General features: G+C 68.0%; 14 protein-coding genes and 1 pseudogene. 7 read left to right on the top strand and 8 right to left on the bottom strand.

What is annotated here, in order from left to right; all coding sequences use genetic code 11:
• Positions 1–47 precede the first annotated feature (47 nt).
• A complete protein-coding gene (locus ACRXBZ_RS04780; RefSeq protein WP_433877967.1) occupies positions 48–800 on the top strand; it encodes a LysR family transcriptional regulator substrate-binding protein in 753 nt (250 codons plus the stop codon).
• 240 nt (positions 801–1,040) lie between these two features.
• Here the strand turns inward: ACRXBZ_RS04780 and ACRXBZ_RS04775 are convergent, their stop codons facing one another.
• From ACRXBZ_RS04775 to ACRXBZ_RS04765, 3 genes are read right to left on the bottom strand one after another with little or no spacing between them, the layout of a single operon-like run.
• Positions 1,041–1,898 carry a geranyl diphosphate 2-C-methyltransferase gene (locus ACRXBZ_RS04775; protein ID WP_433877966.1) on the bottom strand — a complete coding sequence of 286 codons (858 nt, stop codon included), beginning with the start codon at positions 1,896–1,898 and terminating at the stop codon, positions 1,041–1,043.
• Between the two features lie 18 nt (positions 1,899–1,916).
• The gene (locus tag ACRXBZ_RS04770; protein ID WP_168589596.1) at positions 1,917–2,978 is read right to left on the bottom strand and encodes a family 2 encapsulin nanocompartment cargo protein terpene cyclase; all 1,062 of its coding nucleotides are present in this window, start codon (positions 2,976–2,978) and stop codon (positions 1,917–1,919) included.
• Positions 2,978–4,369: a family 2B encapsulin nanocompartment shell protein gene (locus tag ACRXBZ_RS04765; protein ID WP_433877965.1), complete on the bottom strand. Its 1,392-nt coding sequence runs from the start codon at positions 4,367–4,369 to the stop codon at positions 2,978–2,980. Before ACRXBZ_RS04765 ends, ACRXBZ_RS04770 begins: the two co-directional genes overlap by 1 nt.
• A 650-nt stretch (positions 4,370–5,019) precedes the next feature.
• Here ACRXBZ_RS04765 and ACRXBZ_RS04760 point away from each other — a divergent pair.
• On the top strand, positions 5,020–5,706 hold the full coding sequence (locus ACRXBZ_RS04760; protein ID WP_433883798.1) for a DUF899 family protein: 687 nt from the start codon (positions 5,020–5,022) through the stop codon (positions 5,704–5,706).
• Between the two features lie 102 nt (positions 5,707–5,808).
• Here the strand turns inward: ACRXBZ_RS04760 and ACRXBZ_RS04755 are convergent.
• A pseudogene (locus ACRXBZ_RS04755) lies at positions 5,809–6,030 on the bottom strand (hypothetical protein); the annotation flags it as partial.
• Positions 6,031–6,146: 116 nt separating this feature from the next.
• Here ACRXBZ_RS04755 and ACRXBZ_RS04750 point away from each other — a divergent pair.
• Positions 6,147–6,386 carry a LysR substrate-binding domain-containing protein gene (locus ACRXBZ_RS04750; RefSeq protein WP_433877964.1) on the top strand — a complete coding sequence of 80 codons (240 nt, stop codon included), beginning with the start codon at positions 6,147–6,149 and terminating at the stop codon, positions 6,384–6,386.
• A 123-nt stretch (positions 6,387–6,509) separates the two neighbouring features.
• On the opposite strand, the gene ACRXBZ_RS04745 is transcribed toward ACRXBZ_RS04750, so the two are convergent.
• From ACRXBZ_RS04745 to ACRXBZ_RS04735, 3 genes are all read right to left on the bottom strand, one after another.
• A complete protein-coding gene (locus ACRXBZ_RS04745; RefSeq protein WP_433877963.1) occupies positions 6,510–7,160 on the bottom strand; it encodes a 4'-phosphopantetheinyl transferase family protein in 651 nt (216 codons plus the stop codon).
• Entirely contained in the window at positions 7,157–8,035 is an 879-nt protein-coding gene (locus ACRXBZ_RS04740) for a metallophosphoesterase family protein (RefSeq protein ID WP_433877962.1), read from the bottom strand. Before ACRXBZ_RS04740 ends, ACRXBZ_RS04745 begins: the two co-directional genes overlap by 4 nt.
• 254 nt (positions 8,036–8,289) lie before the next feature.
• Complete coding sequence (locus ACRXBZ_RS04735; RefSeq protein WP_433877961.1) at positions 8,290–9,600, bottom strand: IS701 family transposase; 1,311 nt, start codon at positions 9,598–9,600, stop codon at positions 8,290–8,292.
• Positions 9,601–9,739: 139 nt separating this feature from the next.
• Between ACRXBZ_RS04735 and ACRXBZ_RS04730 the strand changes: the two genes are divergently transcribed.
• Positions 9,740–9,862 (top strand): hypothetical protein, encoded by a 123-nt coding sequence (locus ACRXBZ_RS04730; protein WP_433877960.1) that lies wholly within the window; start codon positions 9,740–9,742, stop codon positions 9,860–9,862.
• A 204-nt stretch (positions 9,863–10,066) separates the two neighbouring features.
• Positions 10,067–10,387: a GYD domain-containing protein gene (locus ACRXBZ_RS04725; RefSeq protein ID WP_433877959.1), complete on the top strand. Its 321-nt coding sequence runs from the start codon at positions 10,067–10,069 to the stop codon at positions 10,385–10,387.
• A 300-nt stretch (positions 10,388–10,687) separates the two neighbouring features.
• Here ACRXBZ_RS04725 and ACRXBZ_RS04720 read toward each other — a convergent pair whose 3' ends face one another.
• Positions 10,688–11,671: a pirin family protein gene (locus ACRXBZ_RS04720; protein ID WP_433877958.1), complete on the bottom strand. Its 984-nt coding sequence runs from the start codon at positions 11,669–11,671 to the stop codon at positions 10,688–10,690.
• Between the two features lie 89 nt (positions 11,672–11,760).
• Between ACRXBZ_RS04720 and ACRXBZ_RS04715 the strand changes: the two genes are divergently transcribed.
• Positions 11,761–12,099, top strand: a complete 339-nt coding sequence (locus ACRXBZ_RS04715; protein WP_433877957.1) for a GNAT family N-acetyltransferase — start codon at positions 11,761–11,763, stop codon at positions 12,097–12,099.
• 646 nt (positions 12,100–12,745) lie between these two features.
• Entirely contained in the window at positions 12,746–14,233 is a 1,488-nt protein-coding gene (locus tag ACRXBZ_RS04710; RefSeq protein WP_433877956.1) for a DHA2 family efflux MFS transporter permease subunit, read from the top strand.
• The last annotated feature ends 48 nt before the right edge of the window (positions 14,234–14,281 follow it).

The raw sequence follows: 14,281 nt of genomic DNA, 5'->3' as shown, positions 1-14,281 counted from the left end.
TCGACCGCGCGTGCGCTGCCTGCGGTCACGCCCGGTAATCTGGCCTCGTGACAGCCTCGGACGGATCTCCGTCGTTCACGCTCGCGTACATCCCGGGGGTGACACCCGGCAAGTGGGCGCGGATCTGGGACGAACGATCGCCAGAGGTTCCGCTGAACCTCGTCCAGGTGTCCGCCGCCGAAGCCGCCGGCGTGGTGCGCGACCGCGACGCGGACGCGGTCCTCCTCCGGTTCCCGACAGACCGGACGGGGCTGCACGCGATCCCCCTCTACACCGAGACGACGGTGGTCGTGGTCCCGAAGGACCACGTCGTGGCCGCGGCCGAAGAGGTGTCGCCCGACGACCTGGCCGACGACATCGTGCTGCACCCGCTCGACGACACCCTCGACTGGGAACAGCCGCCCGGGCGGCCGGCGGTCGAGCGCCCGGCAACGACCGCGGCTGCCATCGAACTGGTGGCGGCCGGCGTGGGGCTGCTCGTCGTCCCGCAGTCGCTCGCCCGCCTGCACCACCGCAAGGACCTCACCTACCGGCCGCTCGCGGACGTCCCGCAGTCGAGCGTCGCGCTGGCGTGGCTGGACGACGAGACCACCGACTTGATGGAGCAGTTCATCGGAATCGTCCGCGGGCGAACGGTCAACAGCACGCGCGGGCGCCCGTCGGCCCCGCCGAAGCCCAAGCGCCCCGCTGGCGACGCGAAGAAACTTGCCCCCCGCAAGCCGACCGGCGGGAACCGGCGTTCCGGCGCTCTTAAGGGCGGCAAGGGCGGCAAGCGCGGGAAACCCCGCCGCCGCTCGTAGGGGCGTCAGGCGCTGCGGATCGCTGCGTTCCGAGGTGGCCGTGCGTGATTTTCGGTGCTATAGCGCTTGAAACCGCTCACGATGGCTTCCGCCCCAGGCCCTCGGCAAGTCTCCGGAAGACGGTGAAGCCCGCGCTGTCAGGCAGCGTCAAGGTGCAGACCGCGCCAACCTCACTGAAGGCCGTACGGTGCTCCTTGACACTGCCTGATCGGGCTGGACGCAGTTACAGGCGGCTTCGGGTTACACGCGGTCGGCGGCTATGAGCATGTACTGGAAGCTGCCGTTCTCGTACGCCTCGATGAACGCCTCCTCGATCCCCGTCACCAGGGGTGATTGGGCGCGCAGCCGCCAGTAGGGCAGGGTCGCCTCGGTCAGGTCCACCACGGCGGTGGGCACCAGCCGGTTCGCGGCCATCGCGCGGAAGTAGCCGGAGCGGGGGTGGATGTCGCAGATGTAGTGCGCGTTGATCGTGGAGACCGCGCGCGACGGCAGGCCGTAGACGTCGTTGTAGCAGCCGGTGATCGTCACGTACCGCCCGCCGCGCGCCAGCAGCCGGGAGTGCTCGGCGAAGAGGTCGTTCAGGTCGGTGTACATCGTGGACTCGTTGTTCCAGATCGCCTGCATGCTGCCGGCTTCAAACCCGGTGTCGAGCATGTTCAGCTGGTGGAACGCGACCTTGTCGGCGACTTGGCGTTGCCGCGCTTGGGCATTTGCGAAGTCGACCTGCTTGCGCGAGATCGAGATGCCGTCCACCGCGCAGCCGAACCGTTCGTGGGCCAGGAAGCTGGAGCCGCCGCGTCCGCACCCGGCGTCCATGATCCGCTGCCCCGGGGAGACCTTCCCCAGGTGGTCCAGCAGGAATTCGGCTTGCTGGCCTTCCAGGCGGTGCAGTTCCCGGGTGAGGCGTTCGCGGATGGTTCCGGGGTCGCCTTCGGTGACCGACCAGTCGGGCTCGCCGATGCCGTAGTGGTGGTGGAAGTAGCCGCTGACCTCGCCGAGTTCGAGATTGACCGGGTTGGCCTCCTGGTTCCAGTAGTTCGCGATGCTGCCTTGGTAAACGCTGGCGGCGGGGGTGGTCCGGTAGGTCGTCTCGGTCATCGTCGGTGCTTCCCTTCGTCAGGTGTGCCGTGCGGTGGTGAAATGCCAGTGGCGGCTTCCCGCGAGCCATGACCACAGTCCGGTCAGGTAGCGGGCGACTGCCGGGTCCGGGAGCGCGGCCGCGGCGCGCTCGGTGTCCTCCTCGAACGCCCGGATCAGCTCGTTGTGGATGTCGCAGGACTTGATGAACGCCTCGTCGAGCGGGATGTGCTCTTCCGCGGCGATCACGGCCGGCAGGTTGAATGGCAGGCCGTGATCGCGGATCTCCCGCTCGCAGCCGGCCAGGTCGTTGTAGAGGGTGGCGATCAGCGATGCCCGCGCGATGCAGTCCTGCACCAGGGGGTGGGTGAACAGCTCCGCCGGGATTTCGTAGCCGTCGAGGACGTCGGTGAGGTCGAGGCAGGGGCGGAACGAGTTCATCTGCCGGTTGGCGAGGTACTGCCAGACGGGCGGCAGCCGGTTGATCGTGCGCCACCCGTTCTCGGCGTTGTAACCCAGGTAGAGCTGGGCGATGTCGTGGCGGACGCGTTGGGCCTGCGCCGGGCTGCTGATCTGCTTGAGGTCGTCGAATGCCTCGTGCTGGGCGCGCAGCACCGGGTGGTTGTCGCGGCGCTTTTCCCACACCGCCTGGTAGGTGGGGGTCAGGCGCGGCGCGTCGATCGCGGACTGCGTCAGCGAGAGGTTCGGCCCGATCGACTGGTCGTTGGCATCGCGGCGGCTGTTGGTTTCGCAGAAGTAGTCGTCCACCGCCGTTTCGGCCACGATCATCTTCGCCGCGGCCGTCATGCGCTCGACGTCCTCGCTTCCCGGGTGGCACAACGTGATGCCGCGTCCCGGATCGTGTTTGTGGACGCCGGCGATGTTCTCCTCGCTGCCCAGGCCGACCTCGATGAGCCACGCGACGGAGCGGTGGTTGATCTCCGCCGCGATCTCCGGGCGTTCGGGTGGTGGCGGCGGACAGTGCAGGACGGCCGTCTTCCGCTGCCGTCCCGGTGCAACGCACGCGCTCGTTCCCTGGACGCCCCCGGTGTGCGGTTGCTGGAAGGGAACGGGGGTTTCGTGCTCGACGAGCTCGATCATCAGGACTCCCGGCCGATTTCCACGTGCTCCAGCAGCCCGACCGCATCCGGGACCAGGGCAGCGACGCTGTAGTAAGCGGTCACCAGGTAGCGCAGGATGGCCTGGTCGCTGATGCCCATGAAGCGGACGTTCAAGCCGGGCTGCGTTTCATCCGGCAGCGCGGCCGGCCGCAGGCCCACGACGCCCTGCCGGTCTTCACCGCGCCGCATGGCGATGATCGCTGTGGTGTTGTGGTCGCTGATGCCGATCTTGCCCAGCGGGAAGACCGGGACGCCGCGCCAGGACAGGGCCTTCGACCCGTCTTCGAGCGTGGTCGCATCCACCGCCAGCCCGCGCCGGTTGCACTCCCGCAGGAACCCCGTGATCGCCTTCGGGTGAGCGAAGAACGCGTCCGTCGACCGGCGCATCGACAGCAGGTCGTCCATGTCGTCAGGTGTCGGCGGGCCGGTGCGGGTGGAGATGCGTTGGTCGTAGGCGGTGTTGTGCAGCAGCCCGAAATCCGGGTTGTGCAGCAGCTCGCGCTCCTGGGTCTCGCGGATCTCCTCCACCGTAAGCCGGAGCTGTTCCTCGACCTGGTTCATCGGGTCGTTGTAGAGGTCGGCGACTCGGGTGTGGATCCGCAGGATCGTCTGGGTCAGCGACAGCTCGTATTCGCGCGGCGAGAGCTCGTAGTCGACGAAGGTCCCCGGGACCAGTGCTTCGCCTTCGTGGCCCGCGGAGAGCGCGATTTCGGCTTCGCCCCTGCGGTTCTGCGGCAGCGCGCGACGCCGGGCGAAGCCCTGCAAGTGCGTGCGCAGGCCCTCCTCGCCGTCGAGGAGTTCGAGCAGAGAGTCCCAGTTCAGGACCATGATCGTGCCCGCGGTGGAGCACCGCAGCGTCGCCGACCAAGTGGGTTCTTCGACGCCGACGGCTTCGTCACCGACCTGGTCCCCGTCGGTGATCACGCCGAGGCGGTCGACGGTGCCGTACTCGCCGGTCGCGAGGCGCTCGACCCGGCCGTGCGCGACGACGAACACTTCCCGGACCGGCTGGCCTTCTTCCGCCAGCACCTCTCCCGGCGTGACCTGGCGGACCGTGAACAAGCCCGCGAGGCGTTCCAGGACGCCGGTGTCGCGGTAGCCCCGCAGCGCGGAGAGCTCCGTGAGCGTGTGCGGGATGATGCGGACGTCGGCGCCTTCCTGGAGGAAGGACACGCGACCTCGGCCGACCTTGATCTGCAAGCGCCGGTTCACCCGGTACGTGCCGCTGGAGACGGTGATCCACGGGAGCCGTTTGAGCAGGTTCCGGGAGCTGATGGACTGCATTTGCGGCGGCGTTTTCGTCGTGGTCGCGAGCAGCCGCGCAGCTTGGGTTTGCAGGGACAAGAACGGTTCGGCATCGGGTGACGACACGTCACGAACCTCCGGATTGGGTGCATGTCGAGGCGCCTGCCGGTTGCGGGCGCGTTCGACGACGAATTCTTGCTCTCTTTTCGCGAATTCTGGATCTGTTGCTGTGCAAGAGAAGTCGGATCGGCTGGCGTGGCTTCGTACTGCGCGGTCGTGAAGTGGTTCCTCACCTGATGCTGTGTGGGATGTGAACTGGATCCGGTGCACGAGTCTATGAGGCTGTTTGCCCGCGTCAATACGGCTAAAAGGGTGGTCGGCACGTGGTCGGTGATGGTTCACGGAAACGAATCGGACGGCTTGTTCTCTGCGTCCTTTTCGGGAATTCTGAAATTAATTTCGTGCAGGGGATTTCCGGTCAGTCGGCGGGATCTGCCGCTGCGTGATCAGATGTGTTGCAGATCATCTTGCTCGAGTTGGATGGTGTGCCGGGCGGAGTTCCGCACTGCGATCGCGGACTTCGTCACCGGCCCGCGCTCCGGCGGGTTGTGAGCGATTCGTCGGCCGTCGTCGTGCCACCGGGAAGCTGGAGCGATCCGGGCACCGGGAGCCAGTCGGTTTCACACCGGAGCGCATCGGGTACGAACTGGGCCGTCCAAGGGGCACACCGGCGGGCCGCCTGGCTGCCGCTGGTCGAAGCAGCCACGGAGGTAGCAATGCGTCACACCAACCTCACCGCGGAGTCCGCCGAGTACCTCCAAGCCCGCGAAGACCTGCGCCAGGCCGAGATCGAGCTGATGCGCCACCGCGAACGGGTCGCCGAGCTGCGGCGCGGACTACCGCTCGGTCCCGTCGTCGACGACTACACATTCGAGGAAGGACCCGCGGACCTCGACGCCGGCGACACCCCGACCCGGAAGGTGCGGCTGAGCGAACTGTTCACCGCACCCGGTCGGGACCTCGTCATCTACCACCTCATGTACGGGAAGCAGCAGACCCGGCCGTGCCCGATGTGCACGATGTGGATCGACGGGCTCAACGGAGTCGCCCAGCACCTAGCGCAGAACGTCGACTTCGCCGTCGTCGCCGCGGCCGACCTGCCCGCGCTGCGGCAACACGCCAGGAACCGGGGGTGGACGAACGTGCGACTGCTCAGCGCGGGTTCGGGCGCGTTCAAGTACGACCTCGCCAGCGAGGACGCCGAAGGCAACCAGGATTCGACGGTGTCGGTCTTCGCGCGCGACGACAGCGGCGCGGTGCGCCACGTCTACACGACGCACCCGCGGATGTCCGAAGACATCGACCAACGAGGCATCGACCTGCTCAGCCCGGTCTGGCACGTCCTCGACCTCACTCCGAAGGGCCGGGGCGAATGGTTCGCATCGCTCGACTACCTGCCGTAAGTGTCGCGGCCGTGCGGGAGCTCGCCGCATCTCGTAGAACCGGTAGATGGTCGGGTCGGTCGGGACGCCGCCGGGGATGGAGCCGCGGGTCGGGATGGTCTGCAGCAGCACGATCGCGTCCTCGTCGAGGCCCAGGAGCGCCGCGACCGTCTCGGCGGCGGCCGCGGGCAGGGCGTGCCGACCCAGCACGGCGGCGGTCACGAAGGAAACCGACAGGCCGGTGGCGTTGGCGATTTGCTGCCACGTCAGGTCCTTGCGGATCTTGGCATCGACCGCCGCGTTCGCGAGCTGCTGGCGGGCGGTGGGATCGAACTGGGCGTGCACCACGGCGGCCGTTCCTTTCGGTCGGTCGCTCCTGCCGGGAGCGGGAACGGCGGGCACGGGTTGTGCCGCGCCGGGGTCTTCGGGATCAGGCGACGGCTCGGGCAACGGCCTGGCCGGTGGGGCTGACGTCTTCGGATTCCGTCCGTGAGGCACTGACCGAAGTCGTCCAGTGGAGCGCCCTGGCCACGGTTCTCTCGGACGCCATCACGCGCGACCACCCGGGCCTGCACCCGATCCCGCTGACCCCGCATCTGCCCGCACGCACCGTGAACATCCTGCGCCGCAAGAACGCCTACCTCAGCGCGGCTGCCGAAGCGTTCATCGAACTGGCCCAACGCTGGGAAGAACACCCGTGAGTGTTTGTGGGTGCCATAGCACCCAAAAGCGCTCACGGCGGTCATCTGCGTTCGCTGATGCGCTCCTCGACGCGGGCACCGCACCTCCCACCGCCGCGATTCCCCAGGCCGGCGTTCTGGTCCTTAACGGGGGTGGGAGATCGCGGTGAGGACGAGTCCGTCGCGGACCATCCAGCGGCCGTGGAACTCGGCGCGCGGCTCGAACGCCTCCGCCGTCACGAGCAAACGGGCCCGGAACGCGCCCGTGTCCGGGTCGATGTCGATCGAGGCGTCCTCGAACCCCAGCCATTGCTGCGTCACCGGGAACCAGGTCTTGTAGACGGATTCCTTGGCACTGAAGAGGATTCTGTCCCAGCAGACCTCCTCCCAGGTGGCTGCGAGCTCCTTGAGCCGGACGAGTTCTTCCGGGCGGGCTATTGCGTCCAGGACCCCTTCGGGCAGCGGTCCGGCGGGTTCGGCATCGATGCCGAGGGCCAGGAAGTCGGACTGGTGGGCCACCACGGCCGCCCGGTAACCGTCGCAGTGGGTCATGCTGCCGACGACGTCGTCGGGCCAGATTGGTGCCCCGCGCTTGCCAGTCAGCAGCGGTGCCGGCGCAAACCCCAGCGAACCCAGCGCCTTCCGCGCGCACCCGCGGGTGGTGGTGAACTCGTTGCGGCGCTTGGGCACGGCTCTGGCCACCAGCGCGAGCTCCTCGGGGAACAGCGGGGAAGCGCCGTTGTCGGAGAAGGCCTCCTCCGTCACCACCCCGGGCGCCAGGATCTCCTCGATCACCGCACAACCCCCGCGGTCTCGGGGGACAGGACCTGCCGCAGCAGGCCGTGCGGGTGGCCGTGCCGGCGCCATTCCCTGGGATAGCCGATGGAGACCTCGTGGAACGGAACTCCGTCGTGGTGTGTTATCCGGGGGATGTGCAGGTGCCCGTACACCACGCAACGGGCGCGGAACCGCAAGTGCCAGTCGGCGGTGCGCTCGGTGCCGCACCACTGGGCGAACTCCGGGTGGTAGAGCACGTCCGTCGGCGTCCGGACCAGCGGGTAGTGGTTGACCAGCACGGTCGGCAGCTCGTCGTCGAGCGCGGTGAGCCGGGCCTCGGTCTCGGTGATGCGGGCGTGGCACCACGCTTCCCGGCTGGGGTGCGGGTCGGGGTGCAGCAGGAACTCGTCGCTGCACACCACGCCTGCGTTGTAAGCCACGCGCAGGGCCTCGTCCTTATTCCGCGTGCCAGACGGCCGGAACGTGTAGTCATAGAGCAGGAAGAGCGGCACGATCCGTACCGGCCCGCCGATGCCGCGCCAGATCGGGTACGGGTCCTCCGGGGTCAGCACGCCCAGCTTCCGGCAGCTCTCCACCAGCAGGCGGTAGCGCTCCTCGCCACGGGCCTTGACCCGGTCTTTTTCGTGGGTCCACAGCTCGTGGTTGCCGGGGACCCACACGACCTGGGCGAACCGCTGGCTGAGCAGGTCGAGGGTGCCTTCGATCTCCGCGACGTGTTCGGCCACGTCGCCCGCCACGATCAGCCAGTCGGAGTCCGTCGTCGGCCGGAGGCGGTCCACGACGGACTTGTTCTCGGCGTACCCGACGTGCAGGTCGCTCACCGCGAGCAGCCGGCCGGTGGTTTCGTCGGACATCCGCGCTGCCAACTCCATACGTGATCCTTCGGTTGTGCGGGAAACTACGTATAGGATAGGCAAATGGCAGCTTGAGAACTGGGCTCCAGGTGTCTTCTCGTCGAGAGATGACTGTAGTTCTTCCGTTTGCGGATGTGAAGAACCGGGCGAGCTTGGTGCGTGCCTCCTCGTCTGGCGCTTGGGGTCGGTCCTGCAGCGGAGTTGATCTACCGGGTCCCCTGTGGAGGATTTCCGCAATTTCCATTGAAATCGAAGGTTCTGAGGTTTCGCGGTTATGCGGCGGTGGGGGTGCTGGTCGGGGGACTGGTCGGGTTTTGATCAGGTGTGTTGTGACCTGCGCTGATCGTTGTTATTCGGGCTCGGCGGAAGGCGATGAGCATGTCGTCGATGCTGATGTGGGTCTTGCGGCGGTACCAGGGTCGGCCGGCGTGGGCGATGGCCAGGTCGGTCACGGCGTTGCCGTGCTGGGCGTACCAGAGGATAAGGATGGTCAGGCCCAGCATGGTGAAGGGCACGCTGCGCTGCACGGCGGCGGGTACCCGGTTGGCGGTCTCACCGGTGCCGAGGAGGGTTTTACAGTCCTTGATCGTTTGCTCGATCGACCAGCGGTCGGCGTAGCGGGCGATGAGGGCTTCGCCGGTGGCGGTGGTGTCGGTGGAGACCACAGCGATGTCGTAGGGCTTGGTGGAGTCGGGGGTTTTGACCAGCACCACGACCACCGGGGTGGTGTACAGCGATCCCCACCACAGACACGGGATCACCGCGATCAGCACGGTGTCGGTACTGCCGTAGCGGCGCACCCGGGTGCGCCGCCAGGTGGCGGTAGCGGCCAGGTCCGCGGGGGTACCCAGCCGGTCGCCTTTGAGCCGGGGGCGCCCGCGCCGGCCGGTGCGCGGCGGGCGCGGGCCGTACAGCACGGCGTTGGAGGCCAGGCGGGTGGTGAAGGTGACCTTGGCCGGGAACGGGGTGCGCCAGGCCGGGCCACGGTAGGCGGCATCGACGACGACGTCGATCTGGCGTCCGGGAAACGCTGCCGCCACAAGCCCTACCAGTTCCCGCGCGAGATCGGGTTTGGAGATCCCGGACTTGTTCTTGGGGATGTACAAGCGAAACAGCACCGGCAGGCACACCTGGCGTGCCATGAACGGCAGTGTCACGATCAGCCCGGCGACCACGAAACAGTTACCGCGGCCGATACCGTCACGGCCTTTGGCCGAGCCGTCGTGCTGCCAGAACACCCCGTGGGTCTTGGAACCGTAGCGGTGGAACAGTGTGTCGTCGATGCCGACCCGCAACGGCCGGCCGTCATCGACGAGACGGGCCACCACCAGCCGGGCCAGCGCCAGCCCCAGGGCGTCCGGACTCCAGCGGGCATCGGAGAAAAACCGGTGCGCCCGCGCGTGATGCGACACCCCCGCCAGCCCCGCCGCGCCCCACATCCCGGTCACCGTCCGCGGGCCCGTGGCCGCCAAAAGCCCCGTCACCAGCTGCGTGAACGTGATGAACGTCGGCGCGGTGAACACCAACCGCACCCCCTCCAGCACAGACAGTAAGGACGCGAGTACGGTTCCAGCAGGAAGCATCGGCGAATCTCCCCATCAGCGGGCGGTTAGTAGCACGCCGATGCTTCCGCTATCTCCGGCCCCGCCACCCCCACCCGACACCAAGATCAACCGATCGTGTCACCACCAAAACTGCGAAACCTCAGAAGGTTCGATTTCAATGGAAATTGCGGTCCCGGGCGAGAAGTCGGTGACCGGGCTGGTGCGCGGCGGCCCCGATGTCGTCGTTGAGCGTCCTCAATGGACGTTGTTGGGGTCGGGGTTGTGCGGGTTTGGGTCTTGACGGATTGGGCGTCTCGTCGTCGAGTCCCGGCCCCAATGTTCTTCTTTGATTAATATTTTCAGTATTGAATGAATTCAACCGGATGTGCGAGGCCCTTGGACTCTTTCTCCGCACGCCTCGGCGACGGACCGTGCACTTTAAGCCTTCCGTGAAGGAGGGAGACAGCGAACGACCCGTGCGCGATCAACCGAGGGTGTGATCGAAGTGTCCAAGTACCTGGTGCGGGCGACCTACACCGCCGAGGGTGTCAGGGGCTTGCAGAAGAAAGGCGGCACGGCCCGGGTGGAGGCGGTGCGAAACGCGGTCGCCAAGCTTGGTGGCGAGGTCGAGTCGTTCTACTTCGCCTTCGGCGAATACGACACCTACGTCGTCGTCGACCTGCCGGACAACGCCTCGGCGGCGTCGCTCGGCCTGGCGGTCAGCGGCTCCGGCGGCGCACGCACGGGAACGGTAGTCCTGCTGACGCCTGCCGAGGTGGACGAGGCGGTGTCGAAGGAGTTCGACTACCGAGCACCGGGCGACTGACGCCGGAGATCGGTGCACCGGGGCCGCCGGCTTCCGGCGGCCCGGATGCGGGACGGTGTGGGCGGGCGACCTCCGACCCGCTTCCGTGAACCGTTGACAAGCCTTGGAGCACGCGACAGGTGACGGCCCCGGGGTGGGGCGCTGCTTTCACCGCGGTGTTCGTGTTCCGGGTGCCGGAACTCGGATGGAGGGGGTCAGACACGGCCCTCGCCACCGAGGAGTTCGCGCGACGGCGAGGCGAGGACACTCTCGAACCGTTCCTCATGCGACGCGCCTGCCCGCGTCACCCGAATCCCGTGGCTACCCGCGGAGTTTGAGGCGGGCGTTGGGGAGTTCGGGGGCGGGCAGGGTTTCGCGCCACTGGCCGGGGAACGGCCCGTACTGGGTCTTCTCGTCGCCGTCCTGGTGTTCGCGTTCGTGCTGCCACTGTGCGCGGAACGCGGCGACCTCCTCGTGGCTGCGTCCGATGAAGTTCCACCACATCACGATCTGCTCGCCGAGCGGTTGCCCGCCGAGCAGCAGGACGCGCACATCCCGGTCCGCCGCCACCAGGTCCAGGTGTTGCGCACCGGTCTGCTGGTAGACGAGCTGCCCTTCGGTCGCGTCGACACCGGCGGCGGTCACCTCGCCAGTGTCGACGAGCACGCCGTGCTCGAACTCGGGAGCGACGTCCAGCCGCAACGACTGGCCCGCGCGCAGTGTGATCTCCGCCCCTAGCAGCGGCGTGTAGGTCTGCACGGGAGAGGTGTGGCCGAGCAGGCTGCCCAGGAAGACGAGCACGCGGGCGCCGTCCACGTCCAGTGCCGGCGGTGCGTAGCTCTCGAAGTCGGGGGCGACGAAGCGGTGTTGTCCGGGCAGCGCCACCCACAGCTGCGCTCCGTGCAGCACCGTCGTGTTCTGCGTCGAGTGCTCGGAGTGGGCGATGCCGGAGCCTGCGGTCATCAGGTTCAGCTCGCCGGGCCGGACGAAGGCGTGGCTGCCGACGGTGTCGCGGTGCTCGATTTCGCCGCTGAAGAGCCACGACACCGTCTGCAAGCCGGTGTGCGGGTGTCCGTCGACGCGCATGCCGCCGGTCGAGGAGACCTCGTCGGGCCCGTAGTGGTCGATGAAGCACCAGGCTCCGATCAGCGACTGCGCCCGCTGCGGCAGCGTGCGGCGCACCGTCATCGCACGTGGACCGCCGAGGGGGACCATCCGCGGCTCCAGAACCCGTCCGCGCACGGTTGGGGCCTCGCCGCTGTTCTCGCAGGTGAGTTCGGCGGGCGCGGTTTCGAGGTTGCTCATCGGAGCCTCCACCCCTGTTGCGGTTTCACGTAGCCGTTTATACGCCAGGGCCGCGGGCATAATGGCGGGTGATCGAAGGGGAGGACGAGATGGGCACTGGGCAGATCGTGCGGAACGCGGTCGAACGCCACCGCTACGAGATCAGCGTCGATGATGAGCTCGCGGGGTTCACCGAGTACGTCGACCGCGACGGGCAGCGGGTGTTCTACCACACCGAGATTGACGACCGGTTCGCCGGACGCGGGCTGGCCACCGCGCTGATCTCCGATGCGTTGAGCGACACCCGCACCGAGGGCAAGCGGATCGTCCCGGTCTGCCCGTTCGTCGCGAAGTACCTCAGGAAGCACGACGACTTCGCCGACATCGCAGATCCGGTGACGCGGGAGGTGCTGGCCGAGATCCGCGCGCTGCACCAGCGGCAGGGCTGACCGCCGCCGTCCTGTAGCCGTGACGAAAGTCCCTTCAGCGCAGCGAATTCGATCGATTACGCCGAGCGACGAGACTGGTCATCATCGCCATGCCGGGAACTCCGGGGAATTTGGTGAGACCGGCCACATCCGTCCGAAGTGGCGGATTTCGGAGCGGGTGCGATCAAGATCGTCGGTTTCGTCGCGGGGCCTTGGTCTTTCGGGCTTATAGCTTGCTTATAGCTCGCTTATAGCTGCGAAACGGAGTCACGGCCCCGGGTGGGAGGTGCTGCGCGGGCTGCCGGTGCGGATCGGCGGTGGGGGTGGGCGGTGAATGCATCGACACCACGCCGCTGTCGGGATGATCACGACGCGCCTGCCTATCGCCGCTCGTCGGCGAGGGGGCCGGCGTCCTGATCCCTGCGTTTGTCGGTGGCATCGGGGACACTCTTCCCCGGCGGAGCAAGCTGGTCACCGGGGCGCGGTGGCAGCAGCGCCAGGACCCAGCTCGATGGCGCCGCACCTGCTCTCCGCGAACACGCGTTCCGACGCCTCGGCGCGCGTGCAGACTCGGAATTCCGATCTTGTGCTCGATGACGAGTAGCGGCTCCACCTGGGCCGCGCCGGCGGTCGAGCTCGACCTACATCAGCGAGGTGTCCCCAAACCATGATCGACTCCGCGAGTACCGCGACCGCGGACTCCGAACGCGGCCCAGCGCCGCCGCAAGCTCCCGTGCTGATCACCGTGCTCGTCGCTTCGGCGTTCGTGATGATCCTCAACGAGACGATCCTGAGCGTCGCTTTGCGCGACCTCACCGTCGACCTCGGGGTCTCCACCACGACAGTGCAGTGGCTGACCAGCGGCTTCCTCCTGACGATGGCCGTGGTCATCCCCACCACCGGCTTCCTGCTGGAGCGCTTCACACCGCGCCAGATCTTCCTGGCCTCGCTGACGCTGTTCAGCGCGGGCACGCTGGTCAGCGGGCTCGCTCCGGGTTTCGCGGTGCTGCTGGCCGGGCGCGTGGTGCAGGCGTGCGGCACCGCGGTCATGCTGCCGCTGTTGATGACCTCGGTGATGCGCCTCGTGCCGCCGGCGAAGCGCGGCGCGACGATGGGCACGATCACGATCGTCATCGCCGTCGCTCCCGCCGTGGGGCCGACGATCGGCGGTGCGGTGCTGGCCTCCTTGGGTTGGCGCTGGATGTTCTGGATCGTGCTGCCGCTGGCGCTCTTGGCGCTGGCCATCGGGGCCGTCTGGATGCGGTTAGACAGCGAGACCCGCTCGGTGCCGCTGGACCTGGTCTCGGTGCTGCTGTCGGCCTTCGGCTTCGGTGGTCTCCTCTACGGCCTATCTGCCATCGGGGAGGCCGGCGGGGAGCACCTGGTTCCGGCGTGGGTGCCCATCGTGGTCGGCGTCGTGGCGCTCGGCGCGTTCGTCGCGCGCCAGATTCGCCTGCAGCGTCAGGACCGAGCCCTGCTCGACCTGCGCCCGTTCAGCAATCGCTCGTTCGTCGTGGCCTTGGTCCTCGCCGCCCTGCTGTTCATGTGCCTGCTGGGGGCCGGGGCGATCCTGCTGCCGCTGTACCTCCAGACCGTCCTGCACGCCAGCACGTTCGTCACCGGGTTGGCCGTACTGCCAGGCGGGTTGGTCCTCGGGCTGCTCGGGCGCCCGGTGGGGCGGCTGTTCGACCGCTACGGCGCGCGCCCGCTGGTGATCCCGGGCGCGCTGGCGATGGCCGTGTCGCTGCTGCTGTTCGCCATCCTCGGGCCGGGCTCGCCGCTGGCCGCCGTCATCGCCACCCACGTCCTGCTGATGGCCGGGCTCGGGCTGATGATGACGCCGCTGATGACCGAGTCGCTCAGCTCGCTGCCCGGCCACCTCTACTCGCACGGCAGCGCGATCCTGGCGACCCTCCAGCAGGTCGCGGGCGCGTTCGGCACCGCGGTGTTCGTCACGGTGGCGTCCCTGGGAAGCGCCGCCACGGCCAGCACCCCCGATGCGGCGGGCCTGCGCACCGGGTTCTTCGTCGCTGCCGGTATCGGTGTGCTCGCGTTCATCGCCTCGCTGTTCGTCAGCCGGTCCTCGGGATCCGCCGAGTCGGAGGGCGTCGCCGGTGCCGGGCGCGACCCGAGCGAAGCGGCTTCCAGGTCGTGAGCGCGCGGCGTTGAAATGCGGTGTTGCCGCTCTGCGGATGTTCACCTG

The organism is Saccharopolyspora hattusasensis (assembly GCF_050972075.1).
GTDB classification, from domain to species: Bacteria; Actinomycetota; Actinomycetes; order Mycobacteriales; family Pseudonocardiaceae; genus Saccharopolyspora; species Saccharopolyspora hattusasensis.
Note: the sequence above shows the minus strand (reverse complement) of the source record. Positions and strands in the feature narration are given on the sequence as shown.

Excerpts from the sequence above, each read along its gene's own strand:
- ACRXBZ_RS04775 (WP_433877966.1), bottom strand. The coding sequence starts at position 1,898 with ATGACCGAGACGACCTACCGGACCACCCCCGCCGCCAGCGTTTACCAA.
- ACRXBZ_RS04770 (WP_168589596.1), bottom strand. The coding sequence starts at position 2,978 with ATGATCGAGCTCGTCGAGCACGAAACCCCCGTTCCCTTCCAGCAACCG.
- ACRXBZ_RS04760 (WP_433883798.1), top strand. The coding sequence starts at position 5,020 with ATGCGTCACACCAACCTCACCGCGGAGTCCGCCGAGTACCTCCAAGCC.
- ACRXBZ_RS04740 (WP_433877962.1), bottom strand. The coding sequence starts at position 8,035 with ATGGAGTTGGCAGCGCGGATGTCCGACGAAACCACCGGCCGGCTGCTC.
- ACRXBZ_RS04735 (WP_433877961.1), bottom strand. The coding sequence starts at position 9,600 with ATGCTTCCTGCTGGAACCGTACTCGCGTCCTTACTGTCTGTGCTGGAG.
- ACRXBZ_RS04730 (WP_433877960.1), top strand. The coding sequence starts at position 9,740 with ATGGAAATTGCGGTCCCGGGCGAGAAGTCGGTGACCGGGCTGGTGCGC.
- ACRXBZ_RS04720 (WP_433877958.1), bottom strand. The coding sequence starts at position 11,671 with ATGAGCAACCTCGAAACCGCGCCCGCCGAACTCACCTGCGAGAACAGC.
- ACRXBZ_RS04715 (WP_433877957.1), top strand. The coding sequence starts at position 11,761 with ATGGGCACTGGGCAGATCGTGCGGAACGCGGTCGAACGCCACCGCTAC.
- ACRXBZ_RS04710 (WP_433877956.1), top strand. The coding sequence starts at position 12,746 with ATGATCGACTCCGCGAGTACCGCGACCGCGGACTCCGAACGCGGCCCA.